Genomic DNA, 19,625 nt, shown 5'->3' on the forward strand with positions numbered 1-19,625 from the left:
GGGTAGGCTGCTCGGGTGCCTTTGGACCCCTCGTTCGTCGGGCGGACGTACCCGCCGGACTCAACCTATGAAGTCGGCCGCGAGAAGATCCGCGAGTTCGCCGCCGCGATCGGTGACGCCAACCCGCTGTACACGGACCAGGAGGCGGCCCGCGCGGCCGGCTACCCGGACGTCATCGCGCCGCCCACCTTCCTCACGGTGATCAACCTCGACGCGATCAACGCCATCGCCGAGGACCCGGAGCTGGGGCTGGACTACAGCCGGATGGTGCACGGTGACCAGGCCTTCAGCTACACGCGCCCGGTGCACGCCGGTGATCGGCTCCGCATCACCACGACGGTCGAGGACATCATGGCCAGGGCGGGCAACGACTTCCTGACCGTGCGCGGCGAGGTCGTCGACGCTGACGGTCAGCTCGTGTGCACGACGCGCGCGCAGCTCGTCGTGCGGGGAGAGGGGGCCTGATGGCGTACGAGAAGGGCACCGAGCTGCCGCCGCTGCAGGTGCACGTCACACGTGACCAGCTGGTCCGGTACGCGGGCGCGTCGCTGGACTTCAACCCGATCCACTGGAACGAGCGGTTCGCCAAGGAGGTCGGGCTCCCGGACGTGATCGCGCACGGAATGCTCACGATGGCGCTGGGCGGCCGTCTCGTCACGGACTGGCTCGGCGACCCGGGCAAGCTGGTCGAGTACAGCGTCCGCTTCACCAGGCCCGTCGTGGTCTCGCCGGAGGGCGCGGACGTCGAGTTCACCGGCAAGGTCGCGGAGGTCCGCGAGGACGGCACCGCCCGCGTGGACATCACGGCCAAGTTCGACGGCAAGACGGTGCTCGGGAAGGCCCAGGCCGTCGTCCGCTGAGGTGCATCCCAAACTGGTACCGTAGTGGTATGACGAAGCAGATCGCCGTCCGTCTCCCCGACGACCTGGTGTCCTTCATCGACCACGTGGTGGAGGAGGGCGGCGCCGCGAGCCGTGCCGAGCTGGTGTTCCGCGCCCTGGAACGGGAGCGCCGACGCCTGCTGACGGAGCGCGACATCGCCCTGCTGACGGGCGGCGTGCCGGACGATCTCGCCGGGATCGACGAGCACGCCGCCCCGCTGGACGATCTGGACTGATGCGCCCGATCCACCTGGCCCGGCTCGACAAGGTCCGGCCGGTGCTGGTGCTGACCCGCGAACTGATCCGCCCGCACCTGACGCGCGTCACGATCGCGCCGGTGACGAGCACGATCCGCGGCCTGTCGACCGAGGTGCGGGTCGGCAGCCGCAACGGCCTGGACCACGAAAGCGTCGTCAGCTGCGACAACATCCAGACGATCCGCAAGTCGGCGTTGGGCAAGCAGATCGGCCGCCTGATGCCCGACCAGGAGCGCGAACTGACGGAAGCGATCCGGCTGGCCTTCGACCTCGACTAGGACGCGCAGCGCCCTGAACAACAAGTAGCTGGATGACCACCCGGCGACCACCCACCCAAGGCGAGCCGAGGGACCCCCAGGTCATCCCGGAGCCTGCCCGTCCGGCGAGGACCATCTTTTGATCTTTAAAGCCGCACTCAGGCACACGAGCCGCGGCAGACGAGGTCAATCCACCAGATCCAGCACCACGTCCGCCATCCCACGTTCCCCGACCGCATTGGGATGCAGCTCCATCGCCGGTGAGGACGGCACCACGTCCTCGACCCACTTGACGCGCGCCTTGGCGCACATGTCCTTCCCTTTGGACGGCGTCGCCGTGTCCGCGTACCCGGCCTGGCCCGCCTTCGCCTCGGTGGCCAGCATCGAGTTCAGCCGCGCGAGCGAGGTCCGCAGGTAGGCCACGTCCTCGGGGCCGATGGGCAGGAACGGCCAGCACCCGTTCCCGTCCGGCAGCGCCGTCGGGTAGCCCACCACGATCACCTGCGCGCGTGGCGCCCGCTCGTGGATCGCGGTCAGCGCGGTCCGCACCTTCGTCGCCGTCGCGGTGATCCGCTCCGCCAGCTGGTCCCGCCCGCCGGCGGTCAGCCGCGGCTTGCACAGCGACACCGCGCGGTTGGTCGTCAGGCAGTCGCGGGCGAGGCTCACCAGCCCGATGTCGTTGCCGCCGATCCCGAGCGTCACCAGCGTCGTGTCCGGGGTGACCGCGTCCAGCTGCGGCGGGTTGACCCCGTCCGGCGTGGTCTGCGGCTCCGACAGGTGCTGCGTCGTCGCCCCGCCGCAGCTGACGTCGGCGAAGGACACCGGCCGCAGCTCGGCGGCGACGAGGTGCGGGTAGTTGTTGTCCGACCGTCCGCAGCCCGGCGGCGTCCCGGCTGGCGCCCCGGTCCGCGGCGCCGACGTGTAGGAGTCGCCCAGCGCCACGTACCGGCCGGTGCCCGGGCCGATCACGGAACCCGGGGGCTTCGGCGGCGCGGTGGACTCGCCGCGGTCGCTGCGCCAGTACACGACACCGGCGGTCGCCGCCCCGACGAGCGCGGCCACCACCACCCCGATCAGCACCTTCTTCCCCACCCGCTACGGCTACCCCGAAAACGCCGAAGCGCCACTTCCGGCATGCGGAAGTGGCGCTTCGGTTGACTCGATCGGGTTACTTCGCCTCGGACAGCAGGGCCGCGATCCGCTCCACGCCCTCCACCAGGTCCGACTCGGCCAGCGCGTAGGAGAACCGGAAGTAGCCCGGCGTCCCGAACGCCTCGCCCGGCACCGCGGCCACGTCGGCCTCGCGCAGCATCAGGTCGGCCAGCTCCAGCGTGTCGGCCGGCTTCTCGCCGCGGATCTCCTTGCCGAGGAGCTCCTTGAACGACGGGTACGCGTAGAACGCGCCCTCCGGGGTCGGGCAGGTGACGCCCGGGATGTCGGAGAGCAGCGAGACGATCTTCTTGCGGCGGACGTCGAACGCGGCGCGCATCTCGGCGACCACGTCCAGCGGCCCCGCGACCGCGGCGAGGGCGGCCCGCTGTGCGACGTTCGACACGTTGCCGCACAGGTGCGACTGGTAGCTCGTCGCGGCCTTGATCACGTCCTTCGGGCCCGCGATCCAGCCGACGCGCCAGCCGGTCATCGAGTAGGTCTTGGCGACGCCGTTCAGCACCAGGGTCTGGTCGGCCAGCTCGGGCACCACGACCGGCATCGAGTGGTTCTCCACGCCGTCGTAGGTCAGGTGCTCGTAGATCTCGTCGGTGATCACCCAGATGCCGTGCTCGTGGGCCCACTTGCCGATGGCCTCGATCTGCTCGCGGCTGTAGACCGCGCCGGTCGGGTTGGACGGCGAATTGAACAGCAGCACCTTGGTGCGGTCGGTGCGCGCGGCCTCCAGCTGCTCGACGGTGACCCGGTAGCCGGTCGACTCGTCGGCGGTGACCTGCACCGGCACCCCGCCGGCGAGCTTGATCGACTCGGGGTAGGTGGTCCAGTACGGCGCGAGCAGTAGGACCTCGTCGCCCGGGTCGCACAGCGTGGCGAAGGCGGAGTAGACGGCCTGCTTGCCGCCGTTGGTGACCAGGACCTGGCTGGGCTCGATGGCGAAGCCGGTGTCGCGCAGCGTCTTCGCCGCGATGGCCTCCTTCAGCTCGGGCAGGCCGCCGGCCGCGGTGTAACCGTGGTTGGCCCGGTCGTGGACGGCCTTCGCGGCCGCCTCGACGACGTAGTCGGGCGTGGGGAAGTCCGGCTGCCCCGCACCGAAGCCGATCACCGGGCGGCCCTGCGCCTTCAGCTCCTTCGCCTTCGCGTCCACGGCGAGGGTGGCCGACGGCGTGATGCCGGCGATCCGGGCCGAAATGCGGGAGCTGGCGGTGACGGTTGCGGGTGCGCTCATGGCCTTCATGTTCGCACGTCGCGTGTGTCGAGGAGCACGCGGGAGCCGTTCTGCGCCCCTCGGTTGCGGGCCCCTTCCGGGCTTGCCGTAGACTTCCGAACTTGGAACGTCCGGCGCCTGACCCCGCAGGGCATGCGGGGAGGGTCAAGGGCGTCCAGCGAGCGGCTGGATTGCTCGAAGGGGTGTAGCTCAATTGGCAGAGCAGCGGTCTCCAAAACCGCAGGTTGCAGGTTCAAGTCCTGTCACCCCTGCGTCGATGTAGGTGCCTTAGCGGAGGAGTGGTCGTGAGCGACAACGACGCCGGCGGCAAGGGCCAGGAGCAGGAGCCCAAGCGGGCTGCGCGTCCGGTCACGGCTGCGGCGCGGCGCGAACGTCGCGCCTCCGCGCGCCCTGCCGGCAAGGCGGCCAAGGACGGCGACAAGGCGCGTCCGTCGGGCAAGGCTTCGGCCGCGAGCCCGGTCACCGACGGCAAGGCCAAGGCGGGCGAGGTCAAGAAGGGTCGCGCGACCCCGAAGCGGACCCGCAAGGACAAGAAGCCGTCGCTGTTCGCGAGGCTGGTGCGGTTCATCCGCGAGGTGTGGGCCGAGCTGCGCAAGGTCATCTGGCCGACGCGCAAGCAGATGGTCACCTACACCACGGTCGTGCTGGTCTTCGTGGCCTTCATGGTCGCGCTGGTCTCGTTGCTGGACTTCGCGTTCCGCAAGGGCGTGTTCTGGCTGTTCGGCTGAGCGCGTCCCGCGGGCCGGCACGGACACGACAAGCGATCAAGTGAGAGGACGGAACGTGACCTCCGAGAACGGCGTCGCAGCCGGCGACGAGTACGACGAGCCGGTCGAGGCGGTGGCTGAGGACGAGGCCGTCGAGTCCGACCAGGACGCCGACGGCGCGGTCGCCGAACTCGACGCCGAGCCGGAAGAGGCCGCGGCCGACGACGAGCAGGCGGGCGACGAGGCGGCCGAGCCGGTCGCCGAAGCCGCGCCCGCCGAGGACGACGACGAGGACCCGGTCGAGAAGCTGCGCAAGGAGCTGCGCTCGCTCCCGGGCGACTGGTACGTCGTGCACTCCTACGCCGGGTACGAGAACAAGGTCAAGAACAACCTCGAGACCCGTACCCAGACGCTGGACGTCGAGGACTACATCTTCCAGATCGAGGTCCCGACCGAAGAGGTCACGCAGATCAAGAACGGCCAGCGCAAGGTCGTGCAGCAGAAGGTGCTGCCCGGCTACATCCTGGTCCGGATGGAGCTGAACGACGCCTCGTGGAGCGCGGTGCGCAACACGCCGGGTGTCACCGGGTTCGTCGGCGCGACCTCGAAGCCGTCGCCGCTGAGCATCGACGACGTGCTGAAGTTCCTGGCCCCGAAGGTCGAAAAGCCCGCCCCGGCGAAGGCCAAGGGCGAGGCCGCCTCGGCGGAGGCCGCGCTGGGCGCGCCCGCGGTCGAGGTCGACTTCGAGGTGGGCGAGTCGGTCACCGTCATGGACGGCCCGTTCGCGACGCTGCCCGCGACGATCAGCGAGGTCAACGCGGACGCGCAGAAGTTGAAGGTCCTGGTGTCGATCTTCGGCCGCGAGACGCCGGTCGAGCTGTCGTTCAACCAGGTCTCCAAGATCTGACGACCCAGTACACTGGATCGTTGGCCCTCGCGCGCAGGCAGGCGCGCGGGGTACTCGGTACTGAATAGGAACTAGGAATGCCACCCAAGAAGAAGAAGCTTGCAGCGATCATCAAGCTGCAGATTCAGGCGGGTGCCGCGAACCCGGCTCCGCCGGTCGGCCCCGCGCTGGGTCAGCACGGCGTCAACATCATGGAGTTCTGCAAGGCCTACAACGCCGCGACCGAGTCGCAGCGCGGCAACGTGGTGCCGGTCGAGATCTCCGTGTACGAAGACCGGTCGTTCGACTTCAAGCTGAAGACGCCGCCGGCCGCTCGGCTGCTGCTGAAGGCCGCGGGCATCGACAAGGGCTCGGCCGAGCCGCACAAGACCAAGGTCGCCAAGGTGACCTGGGACCAGGTGCGCGAGATCGCCGAGACCAAGAAGTCGGACCTGAACGCCAACGACATCGAGCAGGCCGCGAAGATCATCGCCGGCACCGCCCGGTCGATGGGCATCACGGTCGAGTAAATCCGGTTTTTCCGGATGTGGGAGAGCCAGGCGCTGGCTCGTACCACAACTGATCCACTTTCTAGCTAAGGACAGACATGGCAAAGCGCAGCAAGGCTTACCGCCAGACGGCTGAGCAGATCGACCGCGAGCGGCTCTACGCCCCGCTCGAGGCCGTCAAGCTGGCGAAGGAGCTCTCCAAGTCCAAGATGGACGAGACGGTCGAGGTCGCGATGCGCCTCGGCGTCGACCCCCGCAAGGCCGACCAGATGGTCCGCGGCACCGTGAACCTGCCGCACGGTACCGGTAAGACCGTCCGCGTCATCGCGTTCGCCGTCGGCGACAAGGCCGCGCAGGCCGAGGCCGCCGGTGCGGACGCCGTCGGCAGCGACGACCTGATCGAGCGAATCCAGGGTGGCTGGCTCGACTTCGACGCCGCTGTCGCGACGCCGGACCAGATGGCGAAGGTCGGGCGCATCGCCCGCATCCTGGGCCCGCGTGGCCTGATGCCGAACCCGAAGAGCGGCACCGTGACGCCCGACGTGGCGAAGGCGGTCACCGAGATCAAGGGCGGCAAGATCGACTTCCGCGTCGACAAGCAGGCCAACCTGCACCTGGTGATCGGCAAGTCGTCGTTCGACGCCGAGAAGCTGGTGGAGAACTACGCGGCCGCCCTGGACGAGATCCTGCGGGCGAAGCCGTCCGCCGCGAAGGGCCGCTACATCAAGAAGGTGGTCGTCTCGACCACCATGGGGCGCGGCATCCCGGTCGACCCCGCCCGGACGCGCAACCTCCTTGCCGAGGACGCGACCGTCTGACGTTGGTTCGAGCGAAGGGCCCCGGCGCTGCTGCGCCGGGGCCCTTCTCGTCATCGGCTGGTGGGAGTGCCCGCCGTGCTCGGGGGCGGACAGGTGCTCCGGCCCGCCTCGTGGCCGGTGATCAGCCACTGACCCTTTTCGACGCGCTGCACGGTGAAGGTGCCGAGGGCAGGCCCGCCCTGGATCGGGAACCGGCACGAGTCGATCACCAGCGTGTCGCCCGGCGGCGGTTCCGAGACCGAGCTGGGAATCGACTCGGCGTAGCTGTTGATGTTGGTGACCTGGGCCTTCAACGCGAACACGGCCTGCTGGCAGTCGGGGTACCCGAGGTCCTCCGCGAACTTCTGCTGGATCGGGGTGTCGAACGAACCACACGCGAGGTCGGGCCGGTTCTGGGCGATCTGGGCGTAGACCATGCGGACCGCCTCGTACGGAGAGGTCGAGAAGATCTTGTTCGTGCGCCACTGCCCACCGCCGGTTTCGGAGGCCGGCCGGTCCTCGTCCGGGCTGGGGAAAATGTAGTTGTAGGCGAACGCCCCTGCTGCCAGCAGGACGATCAGGAACAGCAGCGCGGACAGCAGCTTCCCCGCCAGTCGCTTCGCCCACTTCGGGGCCCTGATCTTCGGGCCGGGCTGGGGGAGGGGCTGGAGCTGGCCGTACGGAGGAGGTGGCACCGGCGGTCCACCGTGCCCGGCCTGCGTCGGTGGGCCAGGCACGGGCGGGTTCTGCACCGGGCCGTACCCAGGCGCGCTCTGCACCGGCGCGTTCTGCACCGGCGCCAGCTCTCCGTTGCTCTGCCGCTGCGCCTCGGTGTAGCTCTGCCGCTGCGCCTCGGTGTAGCGGAGGAAGTCCTGGAACTGCTGGAACTGCTGGAACTGCCGCAGCTGCTCCGGATCGAGCTGCGGCTGAGCCGGTTCCACGGCCGAGCTGCCCGCCGGCGGCTCGCCGCTGGGGTCCCGGGACGGCTCGTCGGGCTGTTGGCCTGGTCGCTGCTCCACCACGCGCCCATGATGCCTGCCACGGGGTGGCCGAGTCATCACGGACCGCGTAACCAGGGGGTCGGCAAGCCGCCCGCGCAGGCCAGGTACTATGGACGACGGTTCTACCGAAGACCGCTGGTTCTTCACGCCGTCAGGCGCGAAGCGAAGTGCCCCGGAACAGGAGGGGCGGCCCGCGCAGGAAGAACGAGGCTGCACACCCCCGGTGTGCCCGACGCCCCGTGCTTGCTGCGCGTGGGCGTTTTCTTCTTCCCGGGACTCCTCGCACAAGGCGGTCAAACCAGCCAAGAGAGGAGGCGACCCATGGCGAAGCCGGACAAGGTGGCGGCCGTCGCCGAGATCGCGGACCACTTCCGCAGCAGCTCGGCCACCGTCATCACCCAGTACAACGGCCTCTCCGTGTCCCAGCTCAGCGAGCTGCGCCGCGCTCTCGGCACCAGTGCCAAGTACCGGGTTGCGAAGAACACCCTCGTGCAGCGGGCCGCGGAAGAGGCCGGCATCGAGGGTCTCCAGGATCTCTTCGTCGGCCCGACCGCGATCGCCTTCGTGCAGGGTGAGCCGGTCGACGCCGCGAAGGCCCTGAAGAACTTCGCCAAGGACAACGCCGCCCTGGTCATCAAGGGCGGCTACATGGACGGCCGCCCGCTGTCCGTCGACGAGGTCAACCAGATCGCCGACCTCGACAGCCGCGAGGTTCTCCTCGCCAAGGCGGCAGGCGCGTTCAAGGCCAAGCTGTCCCAGGCCGCGGCTCTGTTCCAGGCCCCGGCGTCCCAGGTCGCCCGCCTCGCGCAGGCCCTCGCGGACAAGCAGCAGGGCGACGAGGCACCCGCCGAGAGCTGAAGTGACCACCCACCCCGTACCACCCGTTAGGAAAGGAACGCCATCATGGCGAAGCTGAGCACCGACGAACTGCTCGACGCGTTCAAGGAGCTGACCCTGCTGGAGCTCTCGGACTTCGTGAAGAAGTTCGAGGAGACCTTCGACGTCACCGCCGCCGCGCCGGTCGCCGTCGCGGCCGCCGCCCCGGGTGCCGCCGCTGCGGGCGCCCCGGCCGAGGAGGAGAAGGACGAGTTCGACGTCATCCTCGAGGGTGCCGGCGACAAGAAGATCCAGGTCATCAAGGTCGTCCGCGAGGTCGTCTCCGGCCTGGGCCTGAAGGAGGCCAAGGAGCTCGTCGAGGGCGCCCCGAAGCCGCTCCTGGAGAAGGTCGACAAGGACGCCGCCAACGCGGCCAAGGAGAAGCTCGAGGCTGCCGGCGCCAAGGTCAGCGTCAAGTAGTCGCGAATTCCGCATCTCGAAAAAGGCGGGTCACCCGGCGGGTGGCCCGCCTTTTTCTCTTCACCTGGATTGTGGCTTGAAAAACTCATGAGTAACCTGCTCGGGACTTGACTCGTTGCACCTTGTTGACGCCGGGCAGGCGTGTGCCAGGGTGTTGATCCACGGCGTCGGAGCTGCGGGAGGTTCGATGGGTGCCGAGGTGGTCATCGAGGGTCTGACCAAGTCCTTCGGGCGGCAGACCATTTGGCGGGACGTGACCTTGACACTGCCTCCGGGCGAGGTGTCGGTCATGCTGGGCCCGTCGGGCACCGGCAAGTCGGTGTTCCTGAAGTCCATGATCGGGCTGCTCAAGCCCGACCGGGGCAGCTGCATGATCAACGGTGTCGACATCGTGCGGTGCAGCGAGCACAAGCTCTACGAAACGCGAAAATTGTTCGGTGTGCTGTTCCAGGACGGCGCGTTGTTCGGTTCCATGAACCTCTACGACAACGTCGCGTTCCCGCTCCGCGAGCACACCAAGAAATCCGAGACCGAGATCCGTCGGATCGTCCTGGAAAAGCTCGAGATGACCGGTCTGGCCGGTGCCGAGAAGAAGCTGCCCGGCGAGATCTCCGGCGGTATGCGCAAGCGCGCCGGCCTGGCCCGCGCCCTGGTGCTGGACCCGGAGATCATCCTGGTCGACGAGCCGGACTCCGGTCTGGACCCGGTCCGCACCACCTACATCTCGCAGCTGTTCATCGACGTCAACGCGCAGATCGACGCGACGTTCCTGATCGTCACGCACAACATCAACCTGGCCCGCACGGTGCCGGACAACCTGGGCATGCTCTTCCGCAAGGAGCTGGTCATGTTCGGCCCCCGCGAGGTGCTGCTGACCAGCGAGGAGCCGGTCGTCAAGCAGTTCCTCAACGGCCGCATGGACGGCCCGATCGGCATGTCCGAGGAGAAGGACACCGCCCAGATGGCCGCCGAGCGCGCCATGTTCGAGGCAGGCCACCACGCGGGCGGGGTCGAGGACGTCACCGGCATCCCGGCCCAGATGCAGCCGACCCCGGGCGTGCCGACCCGGCAGGGCGCGATCCGCCGCAAGGACCGCGTCATGAAGATCCTGCACACGCTGCCGCCCGCCGCGCAGGAGGGGATCATCGAGTCCCTGTCCCCGGAGGAGCAGCGCCACTACGGCGTCACGCCCCGCCGCGCGGTGCACACCGGCAGCCGCCACGCCGCCGCCCAAACCATGCCGCTGCCCACGCACCACCAGGGTCAGCTCTCCGACGAGGAAATCGCGCGCATGCCGCAGTCCGGGTGGCCCAGCAGAACCGAGACCACCGACCGGTTGCGTGGCCCGGGGGCCGGTGAGGCATGAGCTCGACGGCCTCCTCGGCCAAGGTTCCCGGGATCGGAATGCTGCGTGAGACCGGGAAGCTGTTCGCCCTCGGGCTGGACATCATCCGCGGGTTCTTCCAGCGGCCGTTCCAGTTGCGGGAGTTCATCCAGCAGTCGTGGTTCATCGCGAGCGTCACGATCCTGCCCACGGCCCTCGTCGCGATCCCGTTCGGCGCGGTCATCTCGCTGCAGTTCGGGTCCCTCGCGCGCCAGCTCGGCGCGCAGTCCTACACCGGCGCCGGCAGCGTGCTCGCCACCGTGCAGCAGGCCGCCCCGCTGGTGACCGCGCTGCTCGTCGCGGGCGCGGGCGGCAGCGCGATCTGCGCGGACATCGGCGCGCGCACGATCCGCGAGGAGATCGACGCGATGGAGGTGCTCGGCGTCTCCGCGGTGCAGCGGCTGATCGTGCCGCGTGTGCTCGCGTCGATGCTCGTCGCGCTGCTGCTCAACGGCATGGTCAGCGTCATCGGCGTGCTCGGCGGCTACTTCTTCAACGTGGTGCTGCAGGGCGGCACGCCGGGCGCGTACCTGGCGAGTTTCTCGGCGCTGGCGCAGCTGCCCGACCTGTGGGTGGGCGAGATCAAGGCGCTCATCTTCGGCTTCATCGCCGCCGTGGTCGCCGCCTACCGCGGGCTGAACCCCGCAGGCGGCCCGAAGGGCGTGGGCGACGCGGTGAACCAGTCCGTCGTCATCACGTTCCTGCTGCTCTTCGTCGTGAACTTCGTGATCACGCTCATCTACCTGCAGATCGTCCCCGGAAAGCTGAGCTGATCATGGCGAACATCGGTCAGACGGCGAAACGGATCGCCCACCGTCCACTCGAGGTGCTGGACAACTTCGGCGACCAGATGTCGTTCTACATCCGGGCGCTGGCGTGGACGCCGCGCACGATCCGCCGCTACACCAAGGAAGTTCTGCGGCTGCTGGCCGAGGTCAGCTTCGGCTCGGGCTCGCTGGCGGTCATCGGCGGCACGGTCGGCGTGATGATCGGCCTCACCCTGTTCACCGGTGTCCTCGTCGGCCTCCAGGGCTACTCGGCCCTGAACTCGATCGGCACGTCGGCGTTCACCGGCTTCCTGACGGCGTTCTTCAACACCCGCGAGATCGCGCCGCTGGTCGCGGGCCTCGCGTTGTCGGCGACCGTCGGCGCCGGGTTCACCGCGCAGCTGGGCGCGATGCGGATCTCGGAGGAGATCGACGCGCTCGAAGTGATGGGCGTGCCGAGCCTGCCGTACCTGGTGACCACCCGGATCATCGCCGGGTTCGTCGCGGTCATCCCGCTGTACGTGATCGGCCTGCTGTCGTCGTACCTGGCGTCGCGGCTGGTGGTCATCTACATCTACGGGCAGTCCGAAGGCACCTACGACCACTACTTCAACCTGTTCTTACCTCCCGAGGACGTCTTCTACTCGTTCATCAAGGTGCTGATATTCAGCGTCGTGATCATCCTGACCCACTGCTACTTCGGGTACCGCGCCTCCGGCGGCCCGGCGGGCGTGGGTGTGGCGGTGGGCCGCGCGGTGCGGCTGAGCATCGTCACGGTCGCCATCATCAACTTCTTCATCGGGTTCGCCATCTGGGGGACCTCGGTGACGGTCCGGATCGCGGGGTGACATCACTGTGGTGACCTTGCGCCGCAGGCTGCTCGGCCTGCTCCTGATCGTGGTGCTCGCGGCGGGCGTCACGCTGTCGATCGCCATGTACAACCGGGCGTTCACGCCGACGGTCGAGGTGAAGCTGCAGGCCGGCGAGGTCGGCAACCAGCTGCTGCCGCAGTCGGACGTGAAGGTGCGCGGGCTGATCGTCGGGTCGGTGAAGTCGATCGACGCGAGCGCGGAGGGCGCCACGCTGACGCTGGCCCTGGACCCGGAGTCGGCGAAGCTGATCCCGGAGAACGTCAGCGCCCGGTTCCTGCCGAAGACGCTGTTCGGCGAGCGGTACGTGTCGCTGGAGATCCCGGAGCAGCCGTCGACGCGGACGCTCGCCGCCGGTGACGTGATCCCCGAGGACCGCACGCAGAACGCGGTCCAGCTGTCGCAGGCGCTGGACAACCTGCTGCCGGTCTTGCAGGCCGTGCAGCCGGAGAAGCTGTCCACCACGCTGACCGCCATCTCGACCGCCCTGCAGGGCCGCGGCGAGACGCTCGGGCAGACCCTGTCGGAGCTGGGCACCTACTTCGGCGACCTGAACCCGCACCTGCCGCAGCTGCAGGAGAACCTGCGCGAGCTGGCGAAGTTCTCCGACAACCTCAGCGACGCCGCGCTGGACCTGGTGCAGACGCTGGACAACCTGTCGACCACGACGAAGACGGTGTTCGACGAGCAGCAGAACCTGCAGGCCCTCTACGCCAACGTGACGGCCGCGTCGCAGACCCTGGAATCGTTCGTGAGCGCGAACGCGAGCAACCTGATCAGCCTCGCCGAGAACTCCCGGCCGACGGCCGAGCTGCTGGCGAAGTACGCGCCGGAGTACCCGTGCCTGTTCGGCTCGATGGCCGAGCTGGTGCCCTACGTGGACGAGGCGCTGGGCAAGGGCACGAACCAGCCGGGCCTGCACGCGACGATCGAGATCGTCACCACCCGCGGGCCGTACGTGGCGGGCCGCGACGAGCCGCGTTTCGAGGACAAGCGGGGCCCGCGCTGCTACAACGTCAAGGACTTCCCGCAGCCGTTCCCGCAGTACCCGCCGGAGGGCCCGATCAAGGATGGCGCCCAGCCGACGCCGGGCTCGCGTCCGGCCAGTGACGGTCTCGTCCCGGCCAACACCATCGCCGACGCCGGCGGCTACAACGGCGGCGGCGCGGCGGGCGGCAACCCGGCCAACAGCCGGGCCGAGCTCGACTTCCTGTCCCAGCTCGTCGGCCCGCAGGTCGGCCTCGACCCGGCGGCCATGCCGGGCTGGTCCGGCCTGCTCGTGGGCCCGCTCTACCGGGGTGCGGAGGTGACGGTCAAGTGAGGGGACTGGTCGCGCCGCTGGTCAAGCTGACCATCTTCATCGTGATCACCGTGTTGTTCACGGCGATCCTCGGCATCAGCATCGCCAACATCAACACCCAGGACACCACCGGCTACAGCGCCCGCTTCACCGACGCCACGCTGGTGCTGCCCGGCGACGACGTCCGCATCGCGGGCGTGAAGGTCGGACAGGTCACCGACGTCAAGATCGTCGACCGGCGCCAGGCCCAGATCGACTTCGAGGTCGACCAGGGCCGCACCCTGCCCGCCGGGGTGACGGTGCAGATCAAGTACCGCAACCTGGTCGGCCAGCGGTACCTCTCGCTGGGCCAGGGCACCGGGGACGACAAGGGCACGCTCAAGCCGGGCAGCACGATCCCGCTGGAGCGCACCACGCCCGCGCTCGACCTGGACGAGCTGTTCAACGGGTTCAAGCCGCTGTTCCGCGCGCTCAACCCGGAGGACGTCAACAAGCTGTCCTACGAGCTGATCCAGGTCCTGCAGGGCGAGGGCGGCACGATCGACAGCCTGCTCGCCCACACCGCGTCGCTGACCACCACGATCGCGCAGAAGGACCAGGTGATCGGCCAGGTGGTGACCAACCTGAACACGGTGCTGGACGCGGTCAACGCGCACACCCCGCAGCTGACCGACCTGATCGACAAGCTGCAGCAGCTCACCACCGGCCTGGCGCAGGACCGCGACTCGATCGGTGACGCGATCGACGCGCTCGGCGGGCTGGCCAACACGACCGCGGGCTTCCTCGACGAGGCGCGCGAACCGCTCAAGAACGACATCTCGGCGCTGGGCGGGCTCGCCCAGAACCTCAACGACAGCGAGCCACTGGTGGAGCACTTCATCCAGTTCCTGCCGGAGAAGGTCACGACGCTGGCGCGCACGGCCGACTACGGTTCCTGGTTCAACTTCTACCTCTGCTCGGCGAGCGGGAGCGTGTCGCTGCCGCCGCTGATCAACCAGGAGATCAACCTCCCGATCATGCCGGCGACCCAGGCGCGGTGCGGATCATGAGGAGCTTCCAGTCACGCAACCCGGTGCCCATCGCGGCCGTCGGCCTCGTGCTGATGCTGCTGGGCTTCATCGCCGCGCTCAACGCCGACGACCTGCCGATCATCGGCGCCGGGACCAGTTACGAGGCGGAGTTCACCGAGGCGGCCGGCCTGAAGGCCGACGACGAGGTGCGGGTCGCCGGCGTGAAGGTCGGCAAGGTCACCGACGTGACGCTGGACGGCGCGTCGGTGAAGGTGACGTTCAAGGTCAAGGACACCTGGCTCGGCGACAAGACCGCGGCGGCGATCAAGATCAAGACGCTGCTCGGCCAGAAGTACCTCGCGCTCGACCCGGTCGGCGAGAAGGCGCTCGACCCCGGCACGCCGATCCCGAAGGAACGGACGCTGGCGCCCTACGACGTGCTGGACGCGTTCCGGGACCTGTCGTCGACGGTCAACGACATCGACACGGACCAGCTGGCCCAATCCTTCGACGTGCTGTCCCAGACGCTGTCGGGCACCTCCGACAACGTGCGCGGCGCGCTGAACGGCCTGTCGCAGCTGTCCGACACGATCGCCAAGCGGGACACCGAGCTGGCGCAGCTGCTGCAGAACACCAACCAGATCTCGCAGACGCTGGCCGACCGCGACCAGCAGCTGACCCGGCTGCTGCAGGACGGCAACCTGGTGCTGCAGGAGGTCGCGGCGCGTGAGCAGGCGATCTCCACGCTGCTGGCCGGATCGCAGGAGCTGTCCCGGCAGCTGCAGGGCCTGGTGAGCGACAACGACGCCCAGCTGACGCCGGTGCTGACCTCGCTCGACCAGCTCACCGCGATGCTGCAGCGCAACCAGGACAACCTGGCGCAGGGCATCGCCCGGTTCGCGCCCTACATCCGCGTGTTCACCAACACCGTCGGCAACGGGCACTGGTTCGACAACTACATCTGCGGTCTGATCCTGCCTTCGATCGGCCCCCTGAACGAAGAGGGGTGCAACCAGAAATGACGGAGACCCGCTTCGGCCGATCCCTCGCGCGCGGCGTCGCCGCGGCGTGCGTGCTCGGTCTCGTCGTGGCCGGCGTGCTCTGGTGGACCCTCAAGGACGCCGACAAGAAGCACCTCACCGCCTACTTCACCAGCGCGACCGGCCTCTACGTCGGCAACAGCGTGCGGGTGCTCGGTGTGGACATGGGCAAGGTGACCTCGGTCGAGCCGATGGGCGACCGGGTCAAGGTCGTGATGGAGTACGACCGCGCGGTGCGGGTGCCCGCCGACGCGCAGGCCGCGATCGTCGCGCCGTCGCTGGTCAGCGACCGGTACGTGCAGCTCGCCCCGGCCTACACCGGCGGCGAGGTGATCAGCGAGGGTGCCACCATCCCGCTGGAGAAGACCGCGGTGCCGATCGAGGTTGACCAGCTCTACGACAGCCTGGACAAGATCAGCCGCTCGCTCGGCCCGAACGGGGTGAACCAGAACGGCTCGCTGTCGGACCTGCTCACCACGCTGGCGCAGAACCTGGACGGCAACGGCCAGGCCCTGCACGACACGATCACCAAGCTGAGCCAGGCGTCGAAGACGTTGTCCGGCAACGAGGACGACCTGTTCGGCACGATCTCCAACCTGGCCGACTTCACCACGACACTGGCCAACAGCGACAACCAGGTGCGCCAGTTCGAGCAGCGGCTCGCCGACGTCTCCGGCTACCTGGCGGGGGAGAAGGACAACCTGGCCGCCACGGTGCAGCAGCTCGGCACCACGCTCGCTACGGTGCAGCAGTTCATCAACAACCACTCGGACCGGCTCAAGTCCAACGTGGACAAACTGGCCAGCGTGACCCAGGTGCTGGTGGACCAGCGCAGCGCGCTCGCCGAGATCCTCGACGTCGCGCCGGTGGGCCTGAACAACGTGATCAACGCCTACAACGGCTCGTCGGGCACGCTCGACGCGCGGGCCAACCTCAACGAGCTGACCCAGCCGCCGATCGTGATGATCTGCAACCTGCTCAAGCAGACCCCGTCCGCGCTGGACGCGCTCGGCGACCTGTGCAGCTCGGTCGCGCCGCTGCTGGACGGTGCGGTGCCGCTGCCGTCGGTCGCGCAGACCGTGCACGCGCTGCAGAACGGCGAGCTGCCGCCGCTGCCGCTCCCGCTGGCGCAGACGGTCTACGGAACGGGGGCGTCGCGGTGAGGAAGACGATCGCGCTCGTCGCCGCCGGCGTGGCCGGCGCGCTGACCCTGTCCGGCTGCTCGTTCGGCGGCATCTACGACGTGCCGCTGCCCGGCGGCGCCGACCTCGGCGACCACCCGTACACGGTCAAGGTCCAGTTCAACGACGTCCTCGACCTCGTGCCGCAGGCCGGGGTCAAGGTCAACGAGGTCCCGGTCGGCCGGGTCGAGGCGATCGGGCTGACCCCGGACGGCTGGCACGCCGAGGTCACCGTGAAGCTCAACGGCGACGTCAAGCTGCCAGCCAACTCGCTCGCCAACATCCGGCAGTCCAGCCTCCTCGGCGAGAAGTACGTCGAGCTGGCCTCGCCCGGCGACGACCTGGCGCAGGGCACGCTCACCGACGGCGCGGAGATCCCGCTGGCGCGCACCAACCGCAGCGTCGAGGTGGAGGAGGTGCTCGGTGCGCTGTCCATGCTGCTCAACGGCGGCGGGGTCGAGCAGCTCAACACCATCACCAAGGAGCTCAACGCCGCCACCGAGGGGCGTGAGCCGGACATCCGGCGCCTGCTGGACAACGCCAACCAGCTGGTGTCCACACTGGACGCCCAGTCCGGCGACATCACCCGCGCGCTGGACGGCCTCAACCGGCTCGCCAGCACGCTGGCCGGGCAGAAGGACCAGATCGTCAACGCGATCGACGACCTCGGCCCCGGCATCGGCGTCCTGGAGCAGCAGCGCACCCAGCTGGTCACCATGCTGCAGGCGCTGCAGAACCTCTCCGGCGTCACCGTCGACACGCTGAACAAGAGCCAGGAGAACCTGGTCGCCGATCTGCGGGCGCTGCTGCCGACGCTGCAGAAGCTCGGCGAGGCAGGCGCCGACCTCCCCAAGTCGCTGGAGATCCTGCTGACCTACCCGTTCACCGACGCGGCGATCGACGGCGTGAAGGGCGACTACTTCAACCTCTACGCCAAGATCGACCTGAACCTGCAGAACGTGCTGCAGAACCTGAGCCGGAGCAGGCAGAACCCGCTCGGCGGTGTGCTGCCGGACAGCCTGGCCGGGCTCACCGGCGGCGTCGAGGGCGAGCAGGCCAACCAGCCGCCGCCACTGCCGTTGCCGGGCGAGTCGCAGAGCGCAGCGGCTACCGGGGCCACCGGTACCACCGGGGCGACCGGGGCGCAGCCGCAACAGACCGGGGTCGCGGGCATCTTCGGCCTGCTGGCGGGGGGTGCGTGATGCTGGTCCGCAAGACCAAGATCCAACTGATCGCGTTCCTGGTCATCTCCGTGGTGGCCGTGGTGTACGCGCTGGTCCGGTTCGCCGGGCTCGGGCAGGTGTTCGGCCAGACCGGGTACACGGTCAAACTCGAGCTGACCCAGTCCGGCGGCATCTTCACCGGCGCCGAGGTCACCTACCGCGGCTACAACATCGGCAAGGTCGGCCAGCTGCGGCTCACCGCCGACGGGCTGGAGGCCGACCTGGAGATCGCGCCGGACACCCCGCAGGTGCCGGCGAACCTGCAGGCCGTCATCGCGAACCGGTCGGCCGTCGGCGAGCAGTTCGTCGACCTGCGGCCGGTCGCCGACGGCGGTCCGTACCTCGCGGGCGGCTCGGTGATCCCGGCCGCGAAGGCCCAGGTGCCGATCGGCACCGACCAGATCATCACCGACCTGGACAGCCTGGCGTCCTCGGTGCCCAAGGACGCGCTGCGGACCGTCGTCGACGAGTCCTACGACGCGTTCAACGGCACCGGGCCGGGCCTGCAGCAGCTGCTGGACACCGCGCGCGACTTCACCGCCACCGCGCAGCAGTACCTGCCGCAGACCGTGCAGCTGCTCGACTCCGGTGAGCGGGTGCTGCAGACGCAGAACCAGCAGGCAGGCAACCTGAAGGAGTTCAGCGCCAACCTCAACGAGCTGTCCGCGACGCTGAAGGGCTCCGACGCCGACATCCGGCGGCTGATCGAGGTCGCCCCCGGCGCCGCGCAGACGGTCAACCAGTTCGTCACCGACCTCGGGCCCGGCCTCGGCGAGCTGACCGCGAACCTGCTGACCACGTCGAACCTGCTGCTGACCCGCCAGGACGGCATCCAGCAGGTGCTGGTCAGCTATCCGGTGCTGGCGGTGGGCGCCCGCAGCGTGGCGCCCGGCGACGGCACCGCGCACCTCGGGCTCGCGCTCAACCTGTTCGACCCGCCGGTGTGCACCAAGGGCTACATGAGCCCGCAGGAGTACCGCACGGGCGCGGAGACGACCCCGCGCGACCCGAACCTGAACTCGTACTGCGCGGAGCCCGCAGGCAGCCCGATCGGCGTGCGCGGCGCCCAGAACGCGCCGTACAACGGTGTGCCGGTCGCGCCGACGCCGCAGGAAGTGGAGCAGAACTCGACCCGCGACGAGGAGCAGCTGGCGTACATGCGGGGCACCCCCGGCGTCGTCGGCTCGCCCGGCGTCTCGATCACCAGCCTGACCGCGCTGCTGGGGCTGCCCGGCTGACGCCGCCCACACCCGACCTACCTACTCTGGAGTGTTATGAGTTCGGACGAGGCACGGACCGAGGACGCCGGCTTCCCGGATCCGCCTGCCGAGGACAAGGCGGCCGGGGACAAGCTGGGCCGCTACCTGGTCCTGGGCACGGCCGCACTGGCCGCGGCGGCGCTGATCGTCGCCGGGATCTTCGGCGTCCAGTGGTGGGTCGCCTCCGCCGACGACAACCTGGCGCTCGCCCAGGCGCGCGACGACGTGGTCAAGGCGGGCACCGCGGCGGTCAAGGCGTACACCGAGCTGGACTACACCAACCCGGACGCCTATTTCGCGCAGCAGAAGGCCGTGTCGACCCAGGACCTGGTCGACCAGATCACCGCGAGCGAGCAGAACTACCGCCAGGCGATGGCCGCCGCCAAGACCAAGGTGACCACCACGGTGCAGGACATCGGGGTGGAGGAGCTGGACCTGCACGGCGGGAAGGCGAGCTTCCTGGCGGCGATCAGCACGCTGGTCGCGCAGGAGGGCGCCCAGCCGGCCGCCAAGCCGCTGCGGCTGGAGGTGCAGATGACCCGTGTCGGTGACGAGTGGAAGGTGTCCGGGATCGGGTCGGTGCCGCTCGTGAGCGGGCAGTAACCG

Annotated in this window: 23 protein-coding genes and 1 tRNA gene; 21 read left to right on the forward strand and 3 right to left on the reverse strand. The window is 69.1% G+C overall.

The annotated features are described in order from the left end of the window. The first annotated feature begins 15 nt into the window (after positions 1-15). The 4 genes from ACCP09_RS00155 to ACCP09_RS00170 are packed head-to-tail and all read left to right on the forward strand — an operon-like array spanning position 16 to position 1,416. Complete coding sequence (locus tag ACCP09_RS00155) at positions 16-465, forward strand: MaoC family dehydratase N-terminal domain-containing protein (RefSeq protein WP_433742383.1); 450 nt, start codon at positions 16-18, stop codon at positions 463-465. Beyond that, entirely contained in the window at positions 465-860 is a 396-nt protein-coding gene (locus ACCP09_RS00160; protein WP_123684010.1) for a MaoC family dehydratase, read from the forward strand. The genes ACCP09_RS00155 and ACCP09_RS00160 overlap by 1 nt, the downstream gene beginning before the upstream one ends. Before the next feature lie 29 nt (positions 861-889). Continuing rightward, positions 890-1,117, forward strand: coding sequence for a ribbon-helix-helix domain-containing protein (locus ACCP09_RS00165; protein ID WP_433742386.1), 228 nt, complete (start codon positions 890-892; stop codon positions 1,115-1,117). Next, entirely contained in the window at positions 1,117-1,416 is a 300-nt protein-coding gene (locus ACCP09_RS00170) for a type II toxin-antitoxin system PemK/MazF family toxin (RefSeq protein WP_027932646.1), read from the forward strand. The genes ACCP09_RS00165 and ACCP09_RS00170 overlap by 1 nt, the downstream gene beginning before the upstream one ends. Before the next feature lie 165 nt (positions 1,417-1,581). Here the strand turns inward: ACCP09_RS00170 and ACCP09_RS00175 are convergent, their stop codons facing one another. Together ACCP09_RS00175 and ACCP09_RS00180 are read right to left on the reverse strand one after the other, a co-directional pair. Beyond that, complete coding sequence (locus ACCP09_RS00175; RefSeq protein WP_400980257.1) at positions 1,582-2,487, reverse strand: SGNH/GDSL hydrolase family protein; 906 nt, start codon at positions 2,485-2,487, stop codon at positions 1,582-1,584. A 76-nt stretch (positions 2,488-2,563) separates the two neighbouring features. After that, the gene (locus tag ACCP09_RS00180; RefSeq protein WP_027932644.1) at positions 2,564-3,790 is read right to left on the reverse strand and encodes a pyridoxal phosphate-dependent aminotransferase; all 1,227 of its coding nucleotides are present in this window, start codon (positions 3,788-3,790) and stop codon (positions 2,564-2,566) included. A 178-nt stretch (positions 3,791-3,968) separates the two neighbouring features. Between ACCP09_RS00180 and ACCP09_RS00185 the strand changes: the two genes are divergently transcribed. The 5 genes from ACCP09_RS00185 to rplA all read left to right on the forward strand — a co-directional run bounded on the left by ACCP09_RS00185 (position 3,969) and on the right by rplA (position 6,710). Next, positions 3,969-4,041: transfer RNA gene (locus ACCP09_RS00185), tRNA-Trp, on the forward strand. Between the two features lie 27 nt (positions 4,042-4,068). Next, positions 4,069-4,518, forward strand: coding sequence for a preprotein translocase subunit SecE (secE, locus tag ACCP09_RS00190; RefSeq protein ID WP_020417540.1), 450 nt, complete (start codon positions 4,069-4,071; stop codon positions 4,516-4,518). A 55-nt stretch (positions 4,519-4,573) separates the two neighbouring features. Next, a complete protein-coding gene (gene nusG, locus ACCP09_RS00195; protein WP_027932643.1) occupies positions 4,574-5,404 on the forward strand; it encodes a transcription termination/antitermination protein NusG in 831 nt (276 codons plus the stop codon). A gap of 77 nt (positions 5,405-5,481) precedes the next feature. Next, positions 5,482-5,913 carry a 50S ribosomal protein L11 gene (gene rplK / locus ACCP09_RS00200; protein WP_017986580.1) on the forward strand — a complete coding sequence of 144 codons (432 nt, stop codon included), beginning with the start codon at positions 5,482-5,484 and terminating at the stop codon, positions 5,911-5,913. A 77-nt stretch (positions 5,914-5,990) separates the two neighbouring features. Further along, positions 5,991-6,710: a 50S ribosomal protein L1 gene (gene rplA, locus ACCP09_RS00205; RefSeq protein ID WP_027932642.1), complete on the forward strand. Its 720-nt coding sequence runs from the start codon at positions 5,991-5,993 to the stop codon at positions 6,708-6,710. Between the two features lie 50 nt (positions 6,711-6,760). Here rplA and ACCP09_RS00210 read toward each other — a convergent pair whose 3' ends face one another. Further along, positions 6,761-7,711, reverse strand: coding sequence for a hypothetical protein (locus ACCP09_RS00210; protein WP_433742390.1), 951 nt, complete (start codon positions 7,709-7,711; stop codon positions 6,761-6,763). A gap of 300 nt (positions 7,712-8,011) precedes the next feature. On the opposite strand from ACCP09_RS00210, the gene rplJ reads away from it, so the two are divergent. From rplJ to ACCP09_RS00270, 12 genes are all read left to right on the forward strand, one after another. Continuing rightward, positions 8,012-8,548 carry a 50S ribosomal protein L10 gene (gene rplJ / locus ACCP09_RS00215; protein ID WP_017986583.1) on the forward strand — a complete coding sequence of 179 codons (537 nt, stop codon included), beginning with the start codon at positions 8,012-8,014 and terminating at the stop codon, positions 8,546-8,548. Between the two features lie 45 nt (positions 8,549-8,593). Next, positions 8,594-8,986 (forward strand): 50S ribosomal protein L7/L12, encoded by a 393-nt coding sequence (gene rplL, locus ACCP09_RS00220; RefSeq protein WP_017986584.1) that lies wholly within the window; start codon positions 8,594-8,596, stop codon positions 8,984-8,986. A gap of 187 nt (positions 8,987-9,173) precedes the next feature. Beyond that, the gene (locus ACCP09_RS00225; RefSeq protein ID WP_123684007.1) at positions 9,174-10,352 is read left to right on the forward strand and encodes an ABC transporter ATP-binding protein; all 1,179 of its coding nucleotides are present in this window, start codon (positions 9,174-9,176) and stop codon (positions 10,350-10,352) included. Then, the gene (locus ACCP09_RS00230; RefSeq protein WP_017986586.1) at positions 10,349-11,143 is read left to right on the forward strand and encodes an MlaE family ABC transporter permease; all 795 of its coding nucleotides are present in this window, start codon (positions 10,349-10,351) and stop codon (positions 11,141-11,143) included. Before ACCP09_RS00225 ends, ACCP09_RS00230 begins: the two co-directional genes overlap by 4 nt. 2 nt (positions 11,144-11,145) lie before the next feature. Continuing rightward, positions 11,146-11,985 carry an MlaE family ABC transporter permease gene (locus ACCP09_RS00235; RefSeq protein ID WP_017986587.1) on the forward strand — a complete coding sequence of 280 codons (840 nt, stop codon included), beginning with the start codon at positions 11,146-11,148 and terminating at the stop codon, positions 11,983-11,985. 7 nt (positions 11,986-11,992) lie between these two features. Continuing rightward, positions 11,993-13,327, forward strand: a complete 1,335-nt coding sequence (locus ACCP09_RS00240) for an MCE family protein (protein WP_433742394.1) — start codon at positions 11,993-11,995, stop codon at positions 13,325-13,327. Then, entirely contained in the window at positions 13,324-14,355 is a 1,032-nt protein-coding gene (locus ACCP09_RS00245; protein WP_027932638.1) for an MCE family protein, read from the forward strand. The genes ACCP09_RS00240 and ACCP09_RS00245 overlap by 4 nt, the downstream gene beginning before the upstream one ends. Continuing rightward, a complete protein-coding gene (locus ACCP09_RS00250) occupies positions 14,352-15,338 on the forward strand; it encodes an MCE family protein (RefSeq protein WP_027935788.1) in 987 nt (328 codons plus the stop codon). The genes ACCP09_RS00245 and ACCP09_RS00250 overlap by 4 nt, the downstream gene beginning before the upstream one ends. Then, positions 15,335-16,519 carry an MCE family protein gene (locus ACCP09_RS00255; protein WP_027932636.1) on the forward strand — a complete coding sequence of 395 codons (1,185 nt, stop codon included), beginning with the start codon at positions 15,335-15,337 and terminating at the stop codon, positions 16,517-16,519. Before ACCP09_RS00250 ends, ACCP09_RS00255 begins: the two co-directional genes overlap by 4 nt. Continuing rightward, positions 16,516-17,739 (forward strand): MCE family protein, encoded by a 1,224-nt coding sequence (locus ACCP09_RS00260; protein ID WP_123684006.1) that lies wholly within the window; start codon positions 16,516-16,518, stop codon positions 17,737-17,739. Before ACCP09_RS00255 ends, ACCP09_RS00260 begins: the two co-directional genes overlap by 4 nt. Continuing rightward, entirely contained in the window at positions 17,739-18,998 is a 1,260-nt protein-coding gene (locus ACCP09_RS00265; RefSeq protein ID WP_378336407.1) for an MCE family protein, read from the forward strand. The genes ACCP09_RS00260 and ACCP09_RS00265 overlap by 1 nt, the downstream gene beginning before the upstream one ends. Positions 18,999-19,034: 36 nt before the next feature. After that, positions 19,035-19,622 (forward strand): hypothetical protein, encoded by a 588-nt coding sequence (locus ACCP09_RS00270; RefSeq protein WP_378365569.1) that lies wholly within the window; start codon positions 19,035-19,037, stop codon positions 19,620-19,622. Positions 19,623-19,625 lie beyond the last annotated feature (3 nt).

This window comes from Amycolatopsis sp. 3B14 (assembly GCF_050958625.1).
In the GTDB taxonomy this organism is placed as follows: domain Bacteria; phylum Actinomycetota; class Actinomycetes; order Mycobacteriales; family Pseudonocardiaceae; genus Amycolatopsis_E; species Amycolatopsis_E thermoflava.